The following is a 20091-nucleotide window of genomic DNA, read 5'->3' on the forward strand; positions in this document are numbered from 1 at the left end:
GATCTATTTATCAGATCAGTCGATAGAAAAATTCTGATTCTTCTATCAAGTTTGCACTCCTACACTGGCGCGGTTGACGAGCCGGGCGTCCGTCCTATTCCAATACTCATCCCGGCTGGAGAGACCCCTATGTCAGACCTGCGTCTGCGGCCGCGCCGTGCCGTCCTGCTTTCCCTGCTGGCCATCTGTGCCGGTGTGTCCGCCCCGGCGATGTCCGCCGATGCCTACCCCGACAAACCCATCCGCCTGATCGTGCCGTACCCGCCCGGGGGCGCCACTGACGTGATCGGCCGCGTGCTGGCGCAAGAGCTGACGGGCGCGCTGGGCCAGTCGGTGATCGTGGAAAACCGCGCAGGCGCGGCGGGCAATATCGGCGCCGACCAGGTCGCCAAGGCGCAGCCGGACGGCTACACCTTGCTGATGGGCGCGCTGACCAGCCACTCCATCAATGCCGCGCTGTACCGTGGCCGCGTGACGTATGACGTGGAAAAGAGCTTCGCGCCGGTGTCCATCGTTGGCACGGTGCCGCTGGTGTTCGTCGTGAACCCGTCGGTGCAGGCCAAGACGCTGTCGGAATTCATTGCGCTGGCCAAGTCCAAGCCGGGCTACATCACGATGGCGTCGGCCGGCAACGGTTCGCCGCAGCAYCTGGCSGGYGARATGTTCAAGCGCACCGCAGGCGTCGACATCCTGCACGTGCCGTACAAGGGCAGCGGCCCGGCCATGACCGACCTGATGGGCGGCCAGGTGCTCAGCATGATCGAAACCGTGCCTGCCGCACAGGGCAACATCAAGGCCGGCAAGCTGCGCGCGCTGGCGGTGACCTCGCCCCAACGCGTGGATGCGCTGCCGGATGTGCCCACTGCCGCCGAAGCCGGTTTGAAGGACTTCGAAGTCAGCTCCATGTTCGGCATCGTCGCGCCCGCCAATACCCCGGCGCCGGTGATCGACCGCCTGAACGGCGAGCTGAAGAAGATTCTGGCCAAGCCGCAAGTGCAGGCATCGCTGTTGAACCAGGGCGCCATCGCCACGTGGACGACGCCGGCCGACGCCAGCGCCCGCGTGTCGGCAGAACTGGCTCGCTGGACGAAGGTGATTGATGAAGCCGGCGTGAAGGGCGACTGACCGCCTGCTCGCGCTGCAAACGGCTCCGGGCGCTGATTATTCGCCCGAGTCCTCGCAAAATTGCGCCATTTACGCCACACGCCAGAGATTTCCCAAGGAATCTCTGGCGATATTTTTTGTGCGTTGCGTAGATGCTTGACGCAACAAGCAATTCAAACGCCGGTTCGCAGACGCATTAAATGGTCGGGAATGGCAAGAGTATTACGCGGCGCATCACAACGCCGATGCAATAATCCGTAATACAGCGTTTGACGCCCCTTAAGCGGGTATTGACCCCATTCGGACTAGGCCGTAATGTACTTTTCGGTCCAGGCCTTGGACAGTGGGGGGATACCACGATGACTGAGAATCAGGACGAAAAGTCGATCCTGTACACGCATTTCGGTACGCATAGCCCTTATTGGAGGCTGGCGGCCGATAGCGATGCCATAGAACTGGCTGCCATCAAGGGCGCAACGAATGTCGCGATGGGATTGCGCCCGGATCAGGCGGACATCATCCGCGCGCTGACGGGCATTACGTCCAGCGTGCGCATCGATATTGCGTTGTACGGCGATCTGCTCAGGCTCCATCTGGTGGGCCGCAAGATCAACCCGAATGAATGGGCCGGCACCGCATCGGCGCATTCCGATACCGAATCGGTTGCCAAGGACCTGGTCGAAGGCTTGTCGTTTGCCGAAACCGTGGTGTCCGAAGCCAACTCGGTGATCGTCATCGTGGACCAGAACGGCCGTGTGCAGCGCTTTAACAAGCTCAGCGAGGAATACACCGGCAAGCGCGAACAGGACATCGTCGGACGCAGCGTGTTCGAGATGTTCATGACGCGCGAAGAGGCCATGGCCTCGCGCCGCAATATCGCCGAGTTCTACAAGCGCGGGCAGTCCTATGAAGTGGAACGCCTGATCAACACGGTCAAGGGTCCGCGCCTGTTCCTGTTCCGCAATAAGTTCGTCACCAGCGGCAGCGGCGAAAAGCGCGTCTACCTGATCTGCTCGGGCACCGACATCACCGAAGAACGCGCCGCGCAGGAACGCCTGCGCGTGCTGGCCAACACCGACATGCTGACCAATCTGCCCAATCGCCACGCCATCACGGCGCGGTTGAAAGAGGCGCTGGCGGTGGGCAAAGACGGGCACGGCGGCGTGTTGTTCCTGGACCTGGACAACTTCAAACGCATCAACGACCACTACGGCCACGGCTTTGGCGACCGCCTGCTCAAGGCCGTGTCGGTGGCCATTTCGACTTGCCTGGCAGAAGGGCAGACGCTGGCCCGGCTGGGCGGCGACGAGTTCATCGTCTTGCAGGAAAAAGCGCAAGCCTGGGAACTGGAAGCCACGGCCGAACGCATCATCGAACGCCTGCGCGAGCCGTTCCGCCAGGGGCTGATCGAGGTCTACACCAGTTGCTCCATCGGCATCGCCATGTACCCCGACCACGGCGCGGACCTGGACAGCGTGGTGCGCAGCGCCGACATCGCCATGTACGTGGCCAAGGAAGCCGGGCGCCACACTTACCGCGTGTTCCAGCCCGAGATGGACCGCCGCAACGCCGACTACGTGTGGCTGGACACCAACCTGCGCAAGGCCTTGGCCGAAAACCACCTGATGCTGTACTACCAGCCCAAGCTGGCAGGGCGCACGGGCGAAGTCGACAGCGTGGAAGCCTTGCTGCGCTGGCGCTCGCCCGAGCGCGGCATGGTCTGCCCCAGTGTCTTCATCCCCTATGCCGAAGAATCGGGGCTGATCTCGCCCTTGGGCGTGTGGGTCATGCGCGAAGCTGCAAGGCAGGCGGCCGCATGGAAGCGCGACGGCCTGAACATCCGTATCGCCATCAACATGTCGGCGCGGCAGCTGGACGACAAGGGCGTGGTCAGCGACTTCATGCGCGCCATCAACGACGCGGGGATGGGCCCGTGCATGCTCGACATCGAGCTCACGGAAAGCTGCCTGATCGAAGACGAGGGCGCCGCCATCGACCTGATCAAGCAATTCCGCCAACTGGGCGCGCGCGTGCACCTGGACGATTTCGGCACGGGATATTCGTCGCTGTCGCAGCTGGCGCGCATTCCGTTGGACGCCATCAAGCTGGACGCGAGCTTTGTGCGCGGCGTGAATGAAAATCCGGTGTCGCAAGCGTTGGCGCGGGCCATCGTGGCGGTGGCGCGCACGCTGGAATTGAAGGTCATTGCCGAAGGGGTTGAGACGGTTGAGGAAACCACGTTCCTCGATACCCTGGGCGTGGACGCCAAGCAGGGCTATCTGTACGCCAAGCCCATGCCCGCCGCCGAGCTGTCGGCGTGGCTGGCGCATCGGCGCCGGCTGCATCTGATCGCATGACGTTTATTGCTTGACGCACATCGCCTGATTTAATCGCGTGATGTCTGCGCGTTGCGATCGACGGGGCCGGACGCCGGACGCCAGCCCCGTTATGCCAGTAGCGGCAATTCAATGCCGTGCTATCGGCGGCGGTATCAATGCATCGTCGCCTCCTGCACGGCGTCCGTGCTGGAAGCGCTGCGGCGGTTCTGCGCCAGCACCAGGCGTTCCATATAGGCGCGGTCCTTCGGATCGATCGAGAACGCGGCTTCGACCCAGTCTTCGGTAATGTCCATCAATTCGGAGCGTGACAGGTTCAGCACGCGCTGGCGCGCCCGCAGCATGGCCCGCATGCCGTTGAGCTTGGGCCGCATGACGTCGATGAAAGTGCGCGTGGCGCGGTACGCCTCGCCTGGTTCGAACAGTTTGTCGACCAGGCCCTTGCCGTGGAACCATTCGGCCGTGTGCGATTCGCCGGAGCTGATCAGCTCTTCGGCCAATTGCATGCCTGACCGGCGCGCCACCAGCGAATAGCCGCCCATGCCCGGGAACAGGTTGAACGCCATTTCCGGGAAGCCCATGCGGGCATTGTTCTGCGCCAGCACGAAGTGGTGGGCCAGGGCGGCTTCAAAGCCGCCGCCCAGCGCCGTGCCTTCGATCATGGCCAGCGAAATGGCGCCGGTGTCGAAACCGCGCGACGCGGCATGCACGCAGTCCACGCAAGCCCGCGCATAGGCGCGCAGCGCTTCGCGCTTGCCCGTCCGGATGGCTTCGGCGAAGAAGTTCAGGTCTCCGCCCACGTTGTAGATCTGCGGCACCAGCGAGCCCGTGACCCAGAAGTCGATGGGCAGGCCCGAATCCTTGGCGGCGCGCGCCAAGGTCATGATTTCGTCGATAAGTTCGTGGTTAAAGCAAGGCCGCGGCTGCGCCCGGAGCATCATCCACATGACACGACGTCCTTCCTCATAAAACGCAGAAATCTGCTTCATGTTGCCGGCTGCGGTAAAGGGGTGGCAGTCTGTATGAATGAGTTGATTCATGTGCTTTCGTCCAATCGATCAAGGTGAGTCGGAGTACTGCCGGGTCAGCCTAATACAGAGCTTCCGGCTGTCGTCTCATGCAAACCTCGTCCGGCTGGCCAGACTTGTCCGTAGGTCAAAGGCCCGAGTGATGAATGCGAAAACCGTGCGAACGGCGTTGCCGGCTCAACCGGTCGAACGAGCCGCGCATCGGCGCAACGGATGAGCACCTTCGCAAACTCAAGAAGATCCGGGCGTTCCCGGATGACCCGCTGAAATCAACAGGACTCATGCGTTGGGATGACTCTGTGGCGGAATGCCGACACAAAATAATTCTCATTTGCAAACAAAATTCGTTCTCGTTAGCATCGCGGCTTTCATAAACCTGAATTGTTGAAGGCGTTGCGATGTTTCCCCCGTTTGTTCCGCGCTCCCTGTCGTTGAGCGTTGCGCTTGCGCTGTCTTGCGCCTTGCCCCAAGCCGTTGCCCAGACGGCGCAGTTGCCCGCGATCAGCGTCGAAGGCGCCAATGCCGACGATCCCCGCGTGCCAGAAGTCACCACCGCCACGCGCACGCAGACGCCGGCCCGCTACGTGCCGCAGACGATCGACACCGTCAAGGTTGAAAACGTGCAGAACTACGGCGTTTCGACCATCAGCGATGCGCTGTCCGGCATGCCCAACGTGTCCAGCGCGCAAGACACGCGCTTTGACTCCGTGCGCATCCGCGGCTTTGACGCCAGCAATGACTTCTATCTGGACGGCATTCGCGACGACAGCCAGTACGTGCGCGACCTGCACAACATTGAACGCATCGAAGTGCTGAAAGGCCCCGCCGCCGTGTTGTACGGGCGGGGCAGCCAGGGCGGCATCATCAACCGCGTCAGCAAGGCGCCCACGCCGGGCCGCGAGTCCACCGTGGAAGCGCAGACGGGCAGCTGGGACCTGCGCAGCGTGTATGGCGATCTGAGCGCCGACCCCAGCGACAACGTCAGCGTGCGCCTGAACGTGGGCCAGGAAGACACGAACAGCTTTCGCCACAAGATCGGTGGCACGCGCCAACTGGTGGCGCCCGCCATCAACTGGCGCATCACGCCCAACCTGGACTGGCTGGTGCAGTACGAGTACAGCCGCTATGACCGCACGCCTGACCGCGGCATCCCCAGCGTTAACGGCCGCCCCGCCGACGTGGGCCGCAGCACCGTCTATGGCGACCCCGACCGTGACTACATCGACGACCGCGCCCAATCGTTCCGTTCACGCTTGGCCTACACGCTGGCGCCCGACTGGCAACTGCGCTACACGCTGGGCGTCTTCAAGCTGGATAGTGATTTCGACAACACCTACCTGACCGGCTACAACGCCGCCACCGGCAAAGTCACGCGCACGCGCTGGCAGCAGAACCTGTCCACCCGCAACATCACCAACAACCTGGAAACCGAAGGCCTGTTCCACACGGGCAGCCTCGAACACCGGGTGTTGTTCGGCGTTGAGCTTTCGCACCAGGACCGTTCGCCCACGCTGTATTCGGCGGCCACCAGCGGGCCGGGCGCGCAGCCCGTGCCGGCGCTGGACCTGGTCGATCCGAACCTGTCCTTGCAGCACAACGGCCGCATGGCGGTCAGCAGCGATGCGCGCCACAAGGTCAAGAGCCAGGGCTATTACCTGCAAGACCAGATCAAGCTGAACGACGCGTGGCAGGTGTTGATGGGCGTGCGCATGGACCGTTTCAGCATTGATTCCACGAACAAGCTGCTGGACGCGTCGGCCTCGCATGACAGCAGCGGCGTCAGCCCGCGCGTGGGCCTGGTGTGGACGCCGGTGCGCGACCATTCCTTCTATGCGTCCTACAGCAAGACGTTTTCCCCCACGGGCGGCGGCACCATCGGCATCACGCCGAATGCGCGCGGCAATACCAACGACCTGGACCCGGAACACACGCGCCAGACGGAAGTGGGCGTGAAGAGCGATTGGCTGGACGGGCAACTGAGCACGACGCTGGCCGTCTATCAGCTTGAGCTCTACAACCGCCGCACGACGGACCCCAATGATCCGACCCTGGTGCTGCTGACGGGCAAGCAGCGTTCACGCGGGGTCGAGCTGACCGCGGCGGGCCGCCTGACGGGCAACTGGTATCTGCGTGGGGGCGTGGGCTTGCAGAACGCGTCCATCGTGGAAGACAACAATGGCCTGGCCGGCAACCGCATCAGCAACGTGGCGCGGCGTAACGGCAGCGTGTTCCTGACGTACAAACCCGCTGAAGGCTTGTACGGCGAAACCGGCCTGACCTTTGTGGGCGAACGCTATGCCGACAACACCAACCTGACGACGCTGCCGGGCTATGCGCGCTGGGACGCGCTGCTGGGATACCGTACGGGCAAATGGGATTGGCGCCTGGCCGTGCGCAACATTACCGACAAGACCTACTACAGCTCGGCCACCAGCGCCGGCCAGATCCAGTTCGGCGAACCGCGCACCGTTGTCGCCACGGCGCAGTACCGGTTCTAGGCAAGGCGGGCAGGGCGGGCCCGCGTCAGTAGCCCGCATTCATGGCACGCAGCGTTGGCACGGAGCGTTGGCACGCAACCATGGCCCGCATTCATGGCCCGCATTCATGGCACGCAACCATGGCCCGCGCTGCCCGCTACCCGCTACCCGCCAAGCGGTCAGGCGATGCCGCCGTTGGCGCGCAGAATCTGGCCGTTCACCCAGCCGCTGTCCGGCCCCGCCAAGAACGACACCACGCCCGCGATGTCGTCGGGCTGGCCCAAGCGTTCCAGCGGCGGCAGCTTCGTGAAGTGTTCGATCAGCTCCGGGCTTTTGCCTTTCAGGAACAGCTCGGTGGCGACGGGGCCGGGGGCCACGGCGTTCACGGTGATCTGGCGGCCGCGCAGTTCTTTTGAAAACACATGCGTAAAGCTCTCGACCGCCGCCTTGCTGCCGATGTAGATCGCGTAGCCGGGCAGGTTCAGCGCAATGGTGGTGCTGGACACGTTGACGATGCGGCCGCCATCGGCCAGCCGGGTCGCCGCCGCGCGCAGCGTGTTGAAGGTGCCGCGCGTGTTGATGTCGAAGGTGCGTTCGAACTGTTCGTCGGTGGTGTCGGCCAGCGGTTGCACGCTCAGCACGCCCGCGCTGTTGACCAGCACGTCGATGCGGCCGAGTTCGGCCTGCACCTGGTCAAACAGAGCGGTGACGTCGGCCGCCTTCGACACGTCAGCGCGCACGGCAAGCGCGCGGCCGCCGGCGTCTCGGATCTCAGCGGCCAACGCATCGGCCTCGGACGCGCTGGCGGCATAGTTGATGGCCACGGCAAAACCGTCGCGGGCCAGGCGGCGCACGATGGCCGCGCCAATGCCGCGCGAACCGCCGGTCACCAGCGCGACACGTTGGGGGGCTTGTTGGGTCATGAGGCTAACTCCGTCTACAGGGTGGGGATGGAACGAATCATGAACTATTCCAAACAGAAGATAATTACCCTATATTCGCGAACATAATTCCATCTGCATTAATAATGGGCCGCCGCTATGGATCGTTTTCAAGAAATGCAGGTGTTTGTGCGCATCGCCGAACGCCGCAGTTTTTCGCAGGCGGCCGAAGACCTGCAAATTCCCCGCGCCACCGTCACCACGCTGATCAAGCGCATGGAAAAGCGCTTGGGCGCGCGCCTGCTCGAACGCACGACGCGGCAGGTGCGCATGACGCACGATGGCGAAGCCTATTACCAACGCTGCGTGCGCCTGCTGGCCGATCTTGAAGAAGCGGACGGCGCCTTTCTGAACACCGCGCCCAAGGGCTTGCTGCGGGTCAATGCGCAAGGCACGCTGGCCAAGAATTTCGTCATGCCCGGCTTGCCTGGCTTTCTGGCGCGCTATCCCGATATCGTTCTGCACCTGGGCGAAGACGACCGCCTGGTGGATCTGGTGCGGGAAGGGGTCGATTGCGTGTTGCGCGCGGGGGCCTTGCAGGACTCATCGCTGGCAGGGCGGCAGATTGCGCAGATGCCGCAAGTGACGGTGGCCAGCCCCGCCTACCTGGCGCGTTTCGGCGTGCCGGCGCGGCTGGAAGACCTGGCCCATCATCAAACCGTGGACTTCCTGTCCAGCGCCACCGGCCGCGGCATTCCGCTGGACTTCATGGTGGATGGCCGCAACGTGCAGGTGCGTGCGGCGGCGATTGTCAGCGTGACGGGGGCCGAACTCTATACCAGCGCAGCGGTGGCCGGCTTGGGGCTGGTGCAGGTGCCGCGGTATCGGGTAGAGCAGGAGCTGGCGGCGGGGCAGTTGCAGATCGTGCTGCCAGACTGGCCGCCCGCGCCCATGCCCGTGTCGGTGCTGTATCCGCAAAACCGCCAGGTGTCAGCGCGCGTGCGCGTCTTCACCCAGTGGCTCGCGGAGGTCTTCGCCAACGCCTTCGGTCAGACGATGCCGGTCAGGTAGTACACGGCGATCACCACGAACACAGACATCGTCGATATCAATGTGATGGCGAAGATGTCGCCGTAGGACTGCCGGTGCGTCAGCCCCGTCACCGCAAGCAGCGTGATGACCGCGCCGTTGTGCGGCAGCGTGTCCATGCCGCCGCTGGCCATGGCGGCGATGCGGTGCAGCACGTCCATGGGGATGCCGGCGGCGTGCGCGCCGTCGATGAACGTCTGCGCCATGGCCGCCAGCGCAATGCTCATGCCGCCGGACGCTGACCCGGTGATGCCCGCCAGCGACGTCACCGCAATGGCTTCGCCCACCAGCGGATCGGGAATGGACTTCAATGCGTCGGCCACCAGCAGGAAGCCGGGCAACGCGGCGATGACGCCGCCAAAGCCGTATTCCGCCGCCGTGTTCATCGATGCCAGCAACGCGCCCGACACGGCGCTCTTGCTGCCTTCGGCAAAGTGCGCCTTGATGCTTCGAAACGAGAACAGCAAGATCGTGAAGATGCCCGTAATCAGTGCGCCCATCACCGCCCACAACGCCACCTGGTCTTCCACATTGACGGCCATGGGCTTGGGTAAGCCGGGCAGGTTCACTTCGGAACCGGCCGGATACCAGCCCGGAATCCAGCGCGTCAGCAGGTAGTTCATCACGCCCACCACCACCAGCGGCAGCAGCGCAATCAGCGGATGGTGGTTGCGTTCGTTGGCGGGTGTGACCGGCTCATTGCGCAGTTCGGTGCCATAGGTTTCGCCCGCGGCGGCCGCACGCTTGCGCCGCCATTCCAGATACGAGACCCCTACCGTCAACGTGAACGCTGCGCCGATCAAACCCAGCCAGGGCGCGGCCCAGGTCGTGGTTTCGAAGAAGGTGGTGGGGATGATGTTCTGGATCTGCGGCGTGCCAGGCAGCGCCGTCATCGTGAAGGTGAAGGCGCCCAGCGCAATCGCGCCCGGCATCAGCCGCTTTGGAATGCCGCCTTGGCGGAACATCTCGGCCGCGAACGGGTACACGGCAAACACCACCACAAAGAGCGACACGCCGCCATACGTCAGCACCGCGCACACCAGCACGATGGCGACAATGGCGCGCTCCGCGCCAATCATGCGCAGCACCGCCTGCACGATGGCGCGTGAAAAGCCTGATAGCTCGATCAGCTTGCCGAACACGGCGCCCAACAGGAACACGGGGAAATACAGCTTGGCGAAGCCCGCCATGCGTTCCATGAACACGCCTGAGAACATGGGAGCCAATGCCGACGGGTCCGTCAGCAGCACCGCGCCCATGGCAGCAATGGGCGCGCACAGAATCACGCTATAGCCTCGATACGCCGCCAGCATCAGGAACGCCAGCGCCGCCACCACGATAAACAATCCGGTCATTCATTGCTCCTGGAATGAAGAGATAAGGGGTGCAGGGGCTACACCTTACCCGATCAAGCCGGGAGATCAGACCCGCAGCAGCGCGAGGGCCTGATGCGCGATGTTCAGGTCGACCGCGGCGTCGTCGCCGTCGCCCAGATACCAGGCGGCCGACAGCCCGCACCAGGCCACCACCCATTGCAGCAGGCGGCGGCGCTCCAGGCCGGACTCGTCCACCACGATCTGCAAGCGGCGTTCGAAGCAGCCGGGCACGGTGGCTACGGGCGGCACGGGGTCAGACAGGTCGGGGTTGCAGAAGATGTTGGCGTAGTCGAACGTGCGTTCGCCGGTCAGGCGCTTGGGGTCGATGACCAGCCAGCCGCGCTCGCCGAAATCCAGCACGTTGTCGTGATGCATATCGCCGTGCAGCACGGAGACGTCGCGGGGGTCGTCCAACAGGGCGCGCGCGTAACGGGCGCTTTCGGCCAGGATGCCGCCGTGCGATTGCGCCATGGGCCAGAGATCGGTAAACCATTCCTCCAGCCCGCGCAGAGGGGGCAGCGGCTTGGCGCGCGGCGCGTGTAAATCGTTGAGCACGCCGCAAAGAATGCGCGTGGCTTCGTCGTCGCGGCCGGTGCGGGCATAGGCGGCGAGCGAGCGCGGACCCATCGCGCGCTCAAGCAGGATGGCGTCGTCGTCGTGCGCCAGCACACGGGCCGCGCCGTGGCCGTCCCACCAGCGCATCAGCACGCCGCCTTGCCGTTCGTCTTCTTGCAAGGCGATCTTCAGCATGGCGGGCGCGCCCTGATGGATGACGGGCAGCAGCCGCGCCGCATGCGTCTCGATAGGCGCGCCGTCGGGCGTAAGGTTCCAGCGGGACAGGTAGGCGTCGAACATTGTGGGGACCATCGCTCAGCAATCCGAAGCGGAATCCGAACCGGAATCCGAACCGGAATTCAAACCTGAACTCGAACCGGAATCCAACGCCGCAGTCAGCGCCGCCGCCTTGCGCGCCAGCCTCGCCACGCCAAAGCTTGTGGCCAGTTCATGGCCTTCCAGATCGGCAAGCGGTATCCAGCGTGCGTCCCGCGCATCGTCGCCCGCCACGGGCTCGCCCGATTGCCAGCGGCACAGCACGGCGATCAGGATGAAATGCCGGCGTAATGCACCCGCTTCGTCGCGGTCGAAGACGTCAACGGCGTCGAACACATGCAGGGGTTCGGCCACCACGCCGGTTTCTTCGAGCAATTCGCGCGCCGTCGCCGCTTCGATGCATTCACCGGCGTCAATCTTGCCGCCTGGAAATGCCCAGCAGTTTTCATCAGGCGGGTTGGCGCGGCGAACCAGCAGCACGTGGCCGTCTCGGACGACGGCGGCGATGGTGGCGGGAATGGGGCGAGCGGGGACAGTGGTCATGAGGGCATCCAGCGGCAATGCGTGCAGTGTAGAACGCGGACGGGCAGGCGCCCGTCCGCGTGTCTATTGATGGCCCATGCTGATGCCGGGTGTCCATGCTCACTGCGGATGCTCAGTACCGAGCCTCCTTCCCGAGCCTCCTTCCTGAGCCTCCGCTTACTTCTTCACCAGCGGGCAGGTCGACTTCGACAAGGGCATGAAGGCTTGATCGCCCGGCAAGGTCGCCACCAGCTTGTAGTAGTCCCACGGCCGTTTGGATTCTGACGGCTGCTTCACTTCAAACAGGTACATGTCGTGCACCATGCGGCCGTCTTCGCGGATGCGGCCGTTGGTGGCGAAGAAGTCATTGATGGGCATGGCCTTCATCTGCTTCATCACGGCCTCCGGCGCATCGGTGCCCGCCGCCTGCACGGCCTTCAGGTAATGCATCACCGACGAATAGGTGCCCGCCTGGCTCATGTTGGGCATCTTATTCAGCTTGTCGTAGTAGCGCTGCGACCAGGCACGCGTCTGGTCGTTCATGTCCCAGTAGAAGGCTTCGGTCAGCGTCAGGCCGGCCGCCGCGTCCAGGCCGATGGCGTGGATGTCGTTGATATACAAGAGCAATCCCGCCATCTTCTGGCCGCCCTTGGTCAGGCCGAATTCGCTGGCGGCCTTGATGGCGTTGACCGTGTCGCCGCCGGCATTGGCCAGCCCTACGACCTGCGCTTTGCTGGCCTGGGCCTGCAACAGATAAGAGGCGAAGTCGCTGGAGCCCAACGGGTGGCGCGCCGCGCCCAGCACCGTGCCGCCATTGGCCTTGACGACCTCGGTGGCGGACGCCTGCAAGGTGTGGCCGAAGGCGTAGTCGGCGGTCAGGAAGTACCAGCTCTTGCCGCCTTTTTCGACGGTGGCGCGTGCGGTCGTGTTGGCCAGCGACCAGGTGTCGTAGGTGTAGTGCACGGAATAGGGCGAGCACAGGTCGTTGGTGATGCGTTCGGTGCCGGGGCCGCTGAAGACCACGATCTTCTTTTTTTCGCGGGCCACTTCCAGCACGGCCAGCGCGGGCGCCGAGCCTGCCACGTCCATGATGGCGTCGACTTTCTGCGTGTCGTACCATTCGCGCGCCTTGGCGGCGGCGATGTCGGCTTTGTTCTGGTGGTCAACCACCATCAGGTCAATCTTCTTGCCCAGCACCGTGCCGCCGAAATCTTCAATGGCCATCTGGGCGGCGGTGGCGCTGCCCTTGCCGGTGACGTCGGCGTACACGCCGCTCATGTCCAGGATCAGGCCGAGCCGGACGATGTCGTCAGAAATGGCGGCGGGCTGCTGCGCCCAGGCCGGTGCGGCGGCCGCCGCCGATAGGGCGGTGGCGGCGAACAAGCGGGTAATCGTGCTGCGGCAATGCATGGAAATCCGGGGCGTGTTGGCGTAAGCCATGGTTTGTCTCCTCTTGTGCCGGATCTGTCTGAAACTTGCTGGCGCTTCAATGGCGCTCTGGTTTGGGGGCGGGCCGCGCAAATGGACGTGGCGGTGGGGTGGGGCTCCTTGGGCGGTTGAACGAAGGGCGCGCGAATCAGCGATGGGCCAGCAGATCGAATTCCATCCGCACCTTGCGGAACGGGAATTCCAGCCGCGCGAAATACACCACGCGGCCGTCGATGCAGGCATAGCGGCGCAGCTCGGCCACGGGCGACGACACGGGAATTTGCAGAGACTCGGCGGATTCCTGGCCCGCTTCGATCACGTTCAGCACCTGACGCGCTTCGGTGATGCGCGCGCCGTAGAACTGATCCAGCACCGGGGCCACCGTGCTTTTCTGGATGCGGGTGCGATGCTTGCGGAACAGCCCGCTTTCCAGAAAGACTTCGCTGTAGCAGAAGGGGCCGGCGTCGGTCGTGTGCACGCGGCGCAGGTATTGGAACAGCCCGCTGCGGTCGGCCTCGCAAGGCATGCCCAGCGAGTCAGGCAGCGGAGAATCAGCGCTGGATTCCACCAGCGACACCGTGCCCAGCTGATTGCTCAGCTCGACGGTTTCCGCCCAGGTTTTTGGAATCAGCAAGGTTGGCGTTTCGGGCAGCTCGGCATTGACGAACGTGCCAGACCCGCGCGACCGCCGGATCAGGCCGTCTTGTTCCAGCAGCCCAAACGCCTGACGGATGGTCGCCCGCGAGATTCCATAGGTTTCCATCAGCGATTCCAGCGGCGGGATCTGCTGGCCCGGCCGCCAGGTGCGGTTCTGGATATGGCTGCGGAACAGCGCCGCCGCTTGCAGATAAAGCGGCTGGGGGCTGCGCGAGAAAAGCTTGCGGGCGGGCATGGTCAGGGGGCGGCTGGTGGGGAAAGATCCGAGAGCATAGCCTCCGCCATGTCGCGCAGGCGGTGTTTCTGAATCTTGACCGAGTTGGCGCTTTCCACGGACGGGAAGGCGTCCAGCACGGTAAAGCCCACGGGCGCCTTGAAACCGGCCATCGCCGCCTTGCACGCCGCCGTCCAGCCGGCGGGGTCGGCCGTGGCGCCGGCTTGCAGCAGCACAAACGCATACGGCACGATTTTGCCGTGGCGGGTGGCGCCCACCACCTGGCAGGCGCGCACGCCGGGCAGGGTTTCGACGACCTGCTCGATTTCCACGGGGTTCACCAGAAAGCCGGATAGCCGCAACGAATCGCCCATGCGCGTCTGGAAGACGAATTGGCGCGGGGTCAGCGTGTAGCCCAGGTCGCCTGTCTTGAAATAGCCGTCATCCGTGACCGCGTTGCGCGTGGCGTCGGGGTTGTCCAGATAACCCTGCATCAGGCTGGGCGACAAGATTTCGATTTCGCCCGATTGGCCGTGCGGCAGCACTTGCCCGGATTCAGGGTCGCGGGCGCGCACGCGGGCATCAGGATAAATCAGCGTGCCGCCGGGCTGATGGCGGGCCGACACGTCACCCTCTTGCGGGTCGCGCGGCTGGCCTGCCACCAGCGCGATCAGTTCGCTGGAACCGTACAGCCCCGTCAGCGGCACGCCGGCGTCGCGCGCCAAGTCCAGCATGTTGTCCAACGCGGGGGTGAAGCTGGCGAAGCCGAAGAGGCGCGCCGACGCAAACGTGCCGGGGGCTGCCGCCTGCATCATGCCCACCAGCGCTTCGTTGTTCGCATAGGTGTGCGTGACGGCGTAGCGGGCAACGGCCTGCGCGGATTCCGCCGCATTGAATACCGGCGCGCACACCACGGGCACGCCTTGCGCCAGCCCGCCCACCAGCGTCGCAAAGCCGAACGCCCCGCAGAACGGGGCGCTGGCCAGCACGCAGCTGTGGTCATCGTAGCCAAACGCCTGCGCCACCGCCGCGCCATGACGCAGCAGCGTTTGCTGGTCGTGCAGCACAAACTTGGGCTTGGACGTGGTGCCTGACGTGGTGAAGCACAGCACGCCCGCGTTGCCATGCGGGGCGGGCGGCGGAGTTTGGGTGGCGAGCAGGTCTGCGTAGCGATGCGCCGGTTTGTCATGCAGGGTAGCCGGCGCATGTTCATCGTCAGCCCCCAGAGTGACCACGCCTTGCAAACGCGTCAGGTGTTCCGGGGCGACGCCGTCAAGAATCCCGGCGAAGTCGATGCCCTTGAAACCCGGCCAGAACACCAGCCAATCGGCCTGGCCGCGGCCAAGGATATCGGCCACTTCCAGCGCGCGAAATCGCGTGTTGACGGCCAGCACCAGCGCGCCCAGATGCGCGCAGGCCAGAAACGATTCCACCCAGGCCGCGCAGTTGGGCAGCCACACGGCCACGCGATGGCCGGGCTGCACGCCGATGCGTGCAAGGCCTGCCGCCAGGGCGCGGCTTTGTGCGCGCAGCTGTGTGGCGCTGATCCGCTGGTCTTGATCGATCAGCAGCGTGGCGTCGGGACGGCGGGCGGCAAGCGCGTCCAGGTGCGCGGAAAAAGTCGACGTGGGTGCGGTCATGGCTTACACCGTGGCAATCGGCGTTACCGGAGAACCCACGGCGCCGGGCATGCGCAAGGGCGGGGCGGTCAACAGGAAGCGGTTGCGTCCCTGGGCATGCAGCCAGTCGGCCAAGTCCTTCAAGTACCAGAGCTCGGCCAGCGGCACGCCCAGCTTGAACAGGCAATGGTGATGCAGCGGCAAGATCGAATGGCCGGGGCCGGACGTGCGCGCAGGGTAGGACTCCACGGCGTAGTTGTCGGCGCAGATGGCGGCGATGCCGCTGGCGGTGATCCAGTCCAGCAGGGCGGAGTCGGCGCCGTCCAGCACCGCGCCCGTCTGTTCCAGTTCGTGGGGATCGGGCTGGCCGTTCATGGCGACGACGCGCTCGGCGAAGCCTGTGCGCAGCACCAGCATGTCGCCGGGTTCGACGACGACGTTCTGGTCACGCATGGCGGCTTGCAGTTGTTCGTGGCCGACGAGTGTGCGGCCAGGGCCGAAGGCGCGCGCCAGATCCACCAGCACGCCGCGCCCTTGCATGCCTTTTTCGGCGTAGCGGCTGACGCTGAGTTTGCGCGCATACGAGCCGCCGGGCGGGCAGCAGGCGTTGTCGGACGTGTCCGGGTCCACGCCGCCAAAGACGTCAACGCCCGCCGCAAAGCCGTTGTAGTAGACGCGGCGCGGCTCGCCGTCGCCTTGGATATCGAACATTGCGCCCACATGGCACAGGCCGTCCCACTGCGTGGAATATTGCATCGACAGCGTGACCTGATCGTCCGACAGCACGTCAACGGCCTCGGGCTGCACCTGCGACATCGCAAAGTTCAGGTAGGGCGTGCCTTCGCGGAACGTGGGTTTCAACGTGGGCGCATGACGGCGCGGGTTCAGCACGTTGCCGCCGGGCAGGTCCAACGGCAGCGACAGGCAGAACACCTTGCCCGCCTGCACTTCACGCACGCCCTGAAGCACCTTTTCTTCGGTCAGCAGGTTCAGCCTGCCGAGCTCGTCGTCCGGCCCGAAGTCGCCCCAGGTGGAACCTTCGGGGCGTTGCGTCCAGCGTTTCATCTCTTGTCTCCTGGTTATGTTCTATGTTTTTATAACTATAGTACGTATTTACGTACTTTGAAGTGCTTTGAATATTCCGCAGGCTGGAATTTTCCCCGATGTTGCCGAGTTGTACCCACAAGACTTAAGAAGAAATCCGCAGTCAGCGGATTCAAGAGGAGACAGATTCATGACCCAAGCCGTACCCCCGCGCGCCGGGTGGCGCAGCGTTGCCGTGGCCGCGTTGGCCACGCTGGCGCTGCCCGTCATTCACTCCGCCGCGCATGCCGCCGGCTACCCCGAGCACCCCGTCACAGTCGTCGTGCCGTATCCGCCCGGAGGCGGGGCCGACATCTTTGGCCGCGCCATCGCCAACGCGCTGCAGCCGGGCTTGAAGCAAACCGTGCTGGTTGAAAACAAGCCCGGCGCGGGCGGCAATATCGGCATGGCCTACGTGGCGCGCGCCAAGCCGGACGGCTACACGCTGGGCTTGGGCACCATCGGCACGCAGACCATCAACCAGTTTCTGTACAGCAACATGACGTTCGACCCGGAGCGTGATCTGGTCCCGATTGCGCTGGTGTCGACCACGCCGAACGTGATCGCCGTCAGCGCAAAGTCGCCGTACAAAACCGTGGCCGATGTCATCAAGGCTGCCAAGCAATCGCCCGACAAGAAGCTGACTTACGCATCGCCCGGCATTGGCTCGTCGGTGCATTTGACGGGCGCGTACTTCGAGTCGATGGCGGGCGTGACGATGCTGCACGTGCCGTTCAAGGGCACGTCCGCGTCATTGCCTGCTGTGGCGGGCGGGCAGGTGGATCTGTTGTTCGACAACCTGCCGGGCGCGCTGGCGCAGATCAAGGACGGCAACCTGGTGCGCGGCGTGGCGGTAACGTCAGGCGCCCGCGACCCGTCGGTGCCCAATCTGCCCACCGTGGCGGAATCCGGCTTGCCCGGCTTTGACGTCACCGCCTGGTTCGCGTTGTACGCGCCGCGCAATACGCCGGCGCCGGTTGTCCAACAGCTGATCGACGCGGCACGCAGCGGTCTGCAAAGCCAGGCCATCGCCACGAACTTCGCCACCATGGGCGCGAAACCCGGTACGCTTTTCGGCGCCGACCTGGCCGCCTTCGAATCCGCCGAGCGCAAGAAGTGGGGCGGGCTCATCAAAGACAAAGGAATCACTGCGCAATGACAACCCCCATCGCACTGGTTACCGGCGGCAGCCGGGGCATTGGGCGCGCCATTGTGGCGCGCCTGCTCAAGGACGGCTATCACGTCGTCAACTTCAGCCGCCGCGCGCCCGATGACACGCTGCCGGGCGAAACCTTCCGCTCGGTTGACCTGGGCGATGCCGCCGCAACGCGCGCCGCCGCAACGGAACTTGCGGCCGAGCGCCCCGTGCTGCATCTGGTGAACAACGCCGGCATGATCCAGGTGGCCGATATTGAAGACGTGACTGAAGCCGACCTGCTGCGCACGATGGCGCTGAACATCACCGCGCCGGTCCTGCTGATGCAGGCCTTGCTGCCGGGCATGCGGCAGGCGGGCTACGGACGCGTCGTCAACATCGGCAGCCGCGCGGCGTTAGGCAAAGGCGGGCGTTCGGTGTACGGCGCATCCAAGGCAGGCTTGGCGGGCATGACGCGCACCTGGGCGCTGGAACTGGCCGCCCACGGCATCACGGTGAACACCGTGGCGCCAGGCCCCATCGCCACGGAACTGTTCAATCAGTCCAACCCGCCGGGCGCGCCCAAGACGCGCGCGCTGGAAGCGTCCATTCCCGTGGGCCGTGTCGGAACGCCGGACGAAGTGGCCCACAGCGTCGCCATGTTCCTGGACAAGCAGGCGGGCTTCATCACGGGGCAATTGCTGTACGTGTGCGGCGGCATGTCGGTGGGGCTGGCGGGGTAGGCGTGGCGGGGTAGGCGTGGCGGGGTAGAGGCGGCGGGGTAGTGGCGGCGGGGTAGGGGCGGCGGGGTAGAGGCCGCGGGGCAGAAGGCGCGGGGTAGAAGGCGCGGGGTAGAAGCCGCGGGGTAGAGGCCGCGAGGCAGAAGCCGCGGGGGCGCGGCTTGCTGCGGTTTACTTCGGTTTCCAGTGGCGCCCGTCGGTGGACCGGAACACGCCGCCCGTTGCGCAGCAGCCGCCCGCGCCCATCGCCATTTCACCGATCTCGGCTTCCACGGTGTTGCCCTTGCGGGTCAGCGATTGGCGCTGGCACGCCATGAACGACGGGTAGAACTCGGGTTCCAGCACGATCGTCCAGCGGCGCGCGCCGGTCGAAGATTCCGGGTCCGCCTCGTTCAGATACACGTCGCAGTCGTGGACGATCAAATGCACGGGCTGGCCGTTGAGATCACCCTTGAACTCGCGATGGGGAGCCAGGTCTTGAAACAGCTTTTGCTCCAGCGTCAGCTTTGGCTTGGAAGGCGTATCGTCGCAGGCGGTCAGCAGCGTCAGCGTCAGCAAGGCGGCCGCAACAGCGGTCCAGCGGGCAAGGCATTCGCGGTGATTCGGTAGCGTCATTGGGGTGGCCTGTTGGGTACCGGCCCCACGTGATGTTGGACCGTTTTTTTCGACATCTTACCGGTGCTCTGTAGCGCGCTGGCGCGTTCTTCTCGCAGCCGCCGCAAGACTTCCGTGGGCGCCACACCAAAGTGCACCGCAAATTTGCGCTGGAAGGTGCGGCGCGACATATGGCAGGCGTCGGCCATGTCGTCCACGGACCAGCGGGCCGACAAGTGCGCTTCGATTTTTTCCACCAGATCGCGAAAGGGCGCCGCCACACGGTCTTGCAGGCGCAGGCTTTGGCTGTATTGGCGCTGGTCGCCATCGCGGCGCATGAAGACGACCAGCCGCCGCGCCACCTGCTGCGATAGCGCGGCGCCATGGTCACGTTCAATCAGCGCCAGCGCCAGGTCGATGCCGGCGGTCACCCCCGCCGACGTCCAGTACTTGCCGCTTTCAATGAAGATGCGGTCGTCTTCCACGCGCAGCGCCGGGTACAGTTGGCGCAGCCGGTCGGCCGACCGCCAGTGCGTGGTGACGGCGCGGCCATTGAGCAGATCGCAGGCCGCCAACAGAAAGGCGCCCGTGCAAACGCTGCACGTGCGCGGCGTCGTTGCATCCCGGCGGCGCAGCCATGCGCGCGTTTCCGCGTGCGCGCTGGCGCGGTCCACGCCGGGGCCGCCCGGCACCAGCAGCATGTCGATGGGCGTATCGCCATCGGCCTCGAATGTGTTGTCAGCCTGCATGCGCAAGCCCTGTTCCCAGGTGCTGACGACAGGCGTGGCGGCGATGGTGCTCAACTGATACAGCACGCGCCCGGCTTCTTCGTTGGCCGAGCTGAACGCCTGCCACGGGCCCGCCAGATCCAGCGGCTGGAAACCGTCGTACAACACGAACACCACGCGCTGTGGCGCGCGTTCTGGCGCAATCTCTGCATTTTTTGGCACACGCGGCCGGGCGCGTCCGCCTATGCT

17 protein-coding genes are annotated in these 20091 nt (G+C 64.8%); 6 read left to right on the forward strand and 11 right to left on the reverse strand.

Going from position 1 to position 20091, the window contains the following annotated elements; genetic code table 11:
• Positions 1–129 precede the first annotated feature (129 nt).
• Positions 130–1125 (forward strand): Bug family tripartite tricarboxylate transporter substrate binding protein, encoded by a 996-nt coding sequence (locus AC1DSJ_RS07125; protein ID WP_054426258.1) that lies wholly within the window; start codon positions 130–132, stop codon positions 1123–1125.
• A 338-nt stretch (positions 1126–1463) separates the two neighbouring features.
• Entirely contained in the window at positions 1464–3461 is a 1998-nt protein-coding gene (gene pdeR, locus AC1DSJ_RS07130) for a cyclic di-GMP phosphodiesterase (protein ID WP_054426255.1), read from the forward strand.
• 134 nt (positions 3462–3595) lie between these two features.
• Here pdeR and AC1DSJ_RS07135 read toward each other — a convergent pair whose 3' ends face one another.
• Positions 3596–4480, reverse strand: coding sequence for a crotonase/enoyl-CoA hydratase family protein (locus tag AC1DSJ_RS07135; protein ID WP_054426253.1), 885 nt, complete (start codon positions 4478–4480; stop codon positions 3596–3598).
• Positions 4481–4866: 386 nt separating this feature from the next.
• Between AC1DSJ_RS07135 and AC1DSJ_RS07140 the strand changes: the two genes are divergently transcribed.
• Positions 4867–6966, forward strand: coding sequence for a TonB-dependent receptor (locus tag AC1DSJ_RS07140; RefSeq protein WP_441371185.1), 2100 nt, complete (start codon positions 4867–4869; stop codon positions 6964–6966).
• Between the two features lie 158 nt (positions 6967–7124).
• Here the strand turns inward: AC1DSJ_RS07140 and AC1DSJ_RS07145 are convergent, their stop codons facing one another.
• Complete coding sequence (locus AC1DSJ_RS07145; protein ID WP_441371186.1) at positions 7125–7868, reverse strand: SDR family oxidoreductase; 744 nt, start codon at positions 7866–7868, stop codon at positions 7125–7127.
• Positions 7869–7985: 117 nt separating this feature from the next.
• Between AC1DSJ_RS07145 and AC1DSJ_RS07150 the strand changes: the two genes are divergently transcribed.
• On the forward strand, positions 7986–8897 hold the full coding sequence (locus AC1DSJ_RS07150; protein ID WP_346553089.1) for a LysR family transcriptional regulator: 912 nt from the start codon (positions 7986–7988) through the stop codon (positions 8895–8897).
• Here the strand turns inward: AC1DSJ_RS07150 and AC1DSJ_RS07155 are convergent.
• The 7 genes from AC1DSJ_RS07155 to AC1DSJ_RS07185 form a co-directional block, all read right to left on the reverse strand.
• Entirely contained in the window at positions 8876–10270 is a 1395-nt protein-coding gene (locus AC1DSJ_RS07155; protein ID WP_441371187.1) for a GntP family permease, read from the reverse strand. The two genes, AC1DSJ_RS07150 and AC1DSJ_RS07155, sit on opposite strands and share 22 nt — an antisense overlap.
• Positions 10271–10336: 66 nt before the next feature.
• On the reverse strand, positions 10337–11146 hold the full coding sequence (locus AC1DSJ_RS07160) for an aminoglycoside phosphotransferase family protein (protein ID WP_441371315.1): 810 nt from the start codon (positions 11144–11146) through the stop codon (positions 10337–10339).
• Between the two features lie 15 nt (positions 11147–11161).
• A complete protein-coding gene (locus tag AC1DSJ_RS07165; RefSeq protein WP_441371188.1) occupies positions 11162–11665 on the reverse strand; it encodes an NUDIX hydrolase in 504 nt (167 codons plus the stop codon).
• 156 nt (positions 11666–11821) lie between these two features.
• A complete protein-coding gene (locus AC1DSJ_RS07170; RefSeq protein WP_441371189.1) occupies positions 11822–13084 on the reverse strand; it encodes an ABC transporter substrate-binding protein in 1263 nt (420 codons plus the stop codon).
• Positions 13085–13220: 136 nt separating this feature from the next.
• Positions 13221–13964: a GntR family transcriptional regulator gene (locus AC1DSJ_RS07175; protein WP_342067753.1), complete on the reverse strand. Its 744-nt coding sequence runs from the start codon at positions 13962–13964 to the stop codon at positions 13221–13223.
• Positions 13965–13966: 2 nt separating this feature from the next.
• Positions 13967–15583, reverse strand: coding sequence for an AMP-binding protein (locus AC1DSJ_RS07180; protein WP_441371190.1), 1617 nt, complete (start codon positions 15581–15583; stop codon positions 13967–13969).
• A 3-nt stretch (positions 15584–15586) separates the two neighbouring features.
• The gene (locus AC1DSJ_RS07185; protein ID WP_054426240.1) at positions 15587–16627 is read right to left on the reverse strand and encodes a cyclase family protein; all 1041 of its coding nucleotides are present in this window, start codon (positions 16625–16627) and stop codon (positions 15587–15589) included.
• A gap of 169 nt (positions 16628–16796) precedes the next feature.
• Between AC1DSJ_RS07185 and AC1DSJ_RS07190 the strand changes: the two genes are divergently transcribed.
• Both AC1DSJ_RS07190 and AC1DSJ_RS07195 read left to right on the forward strand, forming a co-directional pair.
• Positions 16797–17804, forward strand: coding sequence for a Bug family tripartite tricarboxylate transporter substrate binding protein (locus AC1DSJ_RS07190; protein ID WP_441371191.1), 1008 nt, complete (start codon positions 16797–16799; stop codon positions 17802–17804).
• The gene (locus AC1DSJ_RS07195) at positions 17801–18523 is read left to right on the forward strand and encodes an SDR family oxidoreductase (protein ID WP_175169939.1); all 723 of its coding nucleotides are present in this window, start codon (positions 17801–17803) and stop codon (positions 18521–18523) included. The genes AC1DSJ_RS07190 and AC1DSJ_RS07195 overlap by 4 nt, the downstream gene beginning before the upstream one ends.
• Positions 18524–18691: 168 nt before the next feature.
• On the opposite strand, the gene AC1DSJ_RS07200 is transcribed toward AC1DSJ_RS07195, so the two are convergent.
• Complete coding sequence (locus AC1DSJ_RS07200; RefSeq protein ID WP_254600555.1) at positions 18692–19135, reverse strand: hypothetical protein; 444 nt, start codon at positions 19133–19135, stop codon at positions 18692–18694.
• A complete protein-coding gene (locus tag AC1DSJ_RS07205; protein WP_054426233.1) occupies positions 19132–20019 on the reverse strand; it encodes a GlxA family transcriptional regulator in 888 nt (295 codons plus the stop codon). Before AC1DSJ_RS07205 ends, AC1DSJ_RS07200 begins: the two co-directional genes overlap by 4 nt.
• Positions 20020–20091: the final 72 nt, after the last annotated feature.

The organism is Achromobacter sp. 01N37, from assembly GCF_056399725.1.

Coding starts and splice junctions, on each gene's coding strand:
- pdeR (WP_054426255.1), top strand. CDS start 1,464: ATGACTGAGAATCAGGACGAAAAGTCGATCCTGTACACGCATTTCGGT.
- AC1DSJ_RS07135 (WP_054426253.1), bottom strand. CDS start 4,480: ATGAATCAACTCATTCATACAGACTGCCACCCCTTTACCGCAGCCGGC.
- AC1DSJ_RS07140 (WP_441371185.1), top strand. CDS start 4,867: ATGTTTCCCCCGTTTGTTCCGCGCTCCCTGTCGTTGAGCGTTGCGCTT.
- AC1DSJ_RS07145 (WP_441371186.1), bottom strand. CDS start 7,868: ATGACCCAACAAGCCCCCCAACGTGTCGCGCTGGTGACCGGCGGTTCG.
- AC1DSJ_RS07150 (WP_346553089.1), top strand. CDS start 7,986: ATGGATCGTTTTCAAGAAATGCAGGTGTTTGTGCGCATCGCCGAACGC.
- AC1DSJ_RS07155 (WP_441371187.1), bottom strand. CDS start 10,270: ATGACCGGATTGTTTATCGTGGTGGCGGCGCTGGCGTTCCTGATGCTG.
- AC1DSJ_RS07160 (WP_441371315.1), bottom strand. CDS start 11,146: ATGTTCGACGCCTACCTGTCCCGCTGGAACCTTACGCCCGACGGCGCG.
- AC1DSJ_RS07165 (WP_441371188.1), bottom strand. CDS start 11,665: ATGACCACTGTCCCCGCTCGCCCCATTCCCGCCACCATCGCCGCCGTC.
- AC1DSJ_RS07170 (WP_441371189.1), bottom strand. CDS start 13,084: ATGGCTTACGCCAACACGCCCCGGATTTCCATGCATTGCCGCAGCACG.
- AC1DSJ_RS07175 (WP_342067753.1), bottom strand. CDS start 13,964: ATGCCCGCCCGCAAGCTTTTCTCGCGCAGCCCCCAGCCGCTTTATCTG.
- AC1DSJ_RS07180 (WP_441371190.1), bottom strand. CDS start 15,583: ATGACCGCACCCACGTCGACTTTTTCCGCGCACCTGGACGCGCTTGCC.
- AC1DSJ_RS07185 (WP_054426240.1), bottom strand. CDS start 16,627: ATGAAACGCTGGACGCAACGCCCCGAAGGTTCCACCTGGGGCGACTTC.
- AC1DSJ_RS07190 (WP_441371191.1), top strand. CDS start 16,797: ATGACCCAAGCCGTACCCCCGCGCGCCGGGTGGCGCAGCGTTGCCGTG.
- AC1DSJ_RS07195 (WP_175169939.1), top strand. CDS start 17,801: ATGACAACCCCCATCGCACTGGTTACCGGCGGCAGCCGGGGCATTGGG.
- AC1DSJ_RS07200 (WP_254600555.1), bottom strand. CDS start 19,135: ATGACGCTACCGAATCACCGCGAATGCCTTGCCCGCTGGACCGCTGTT.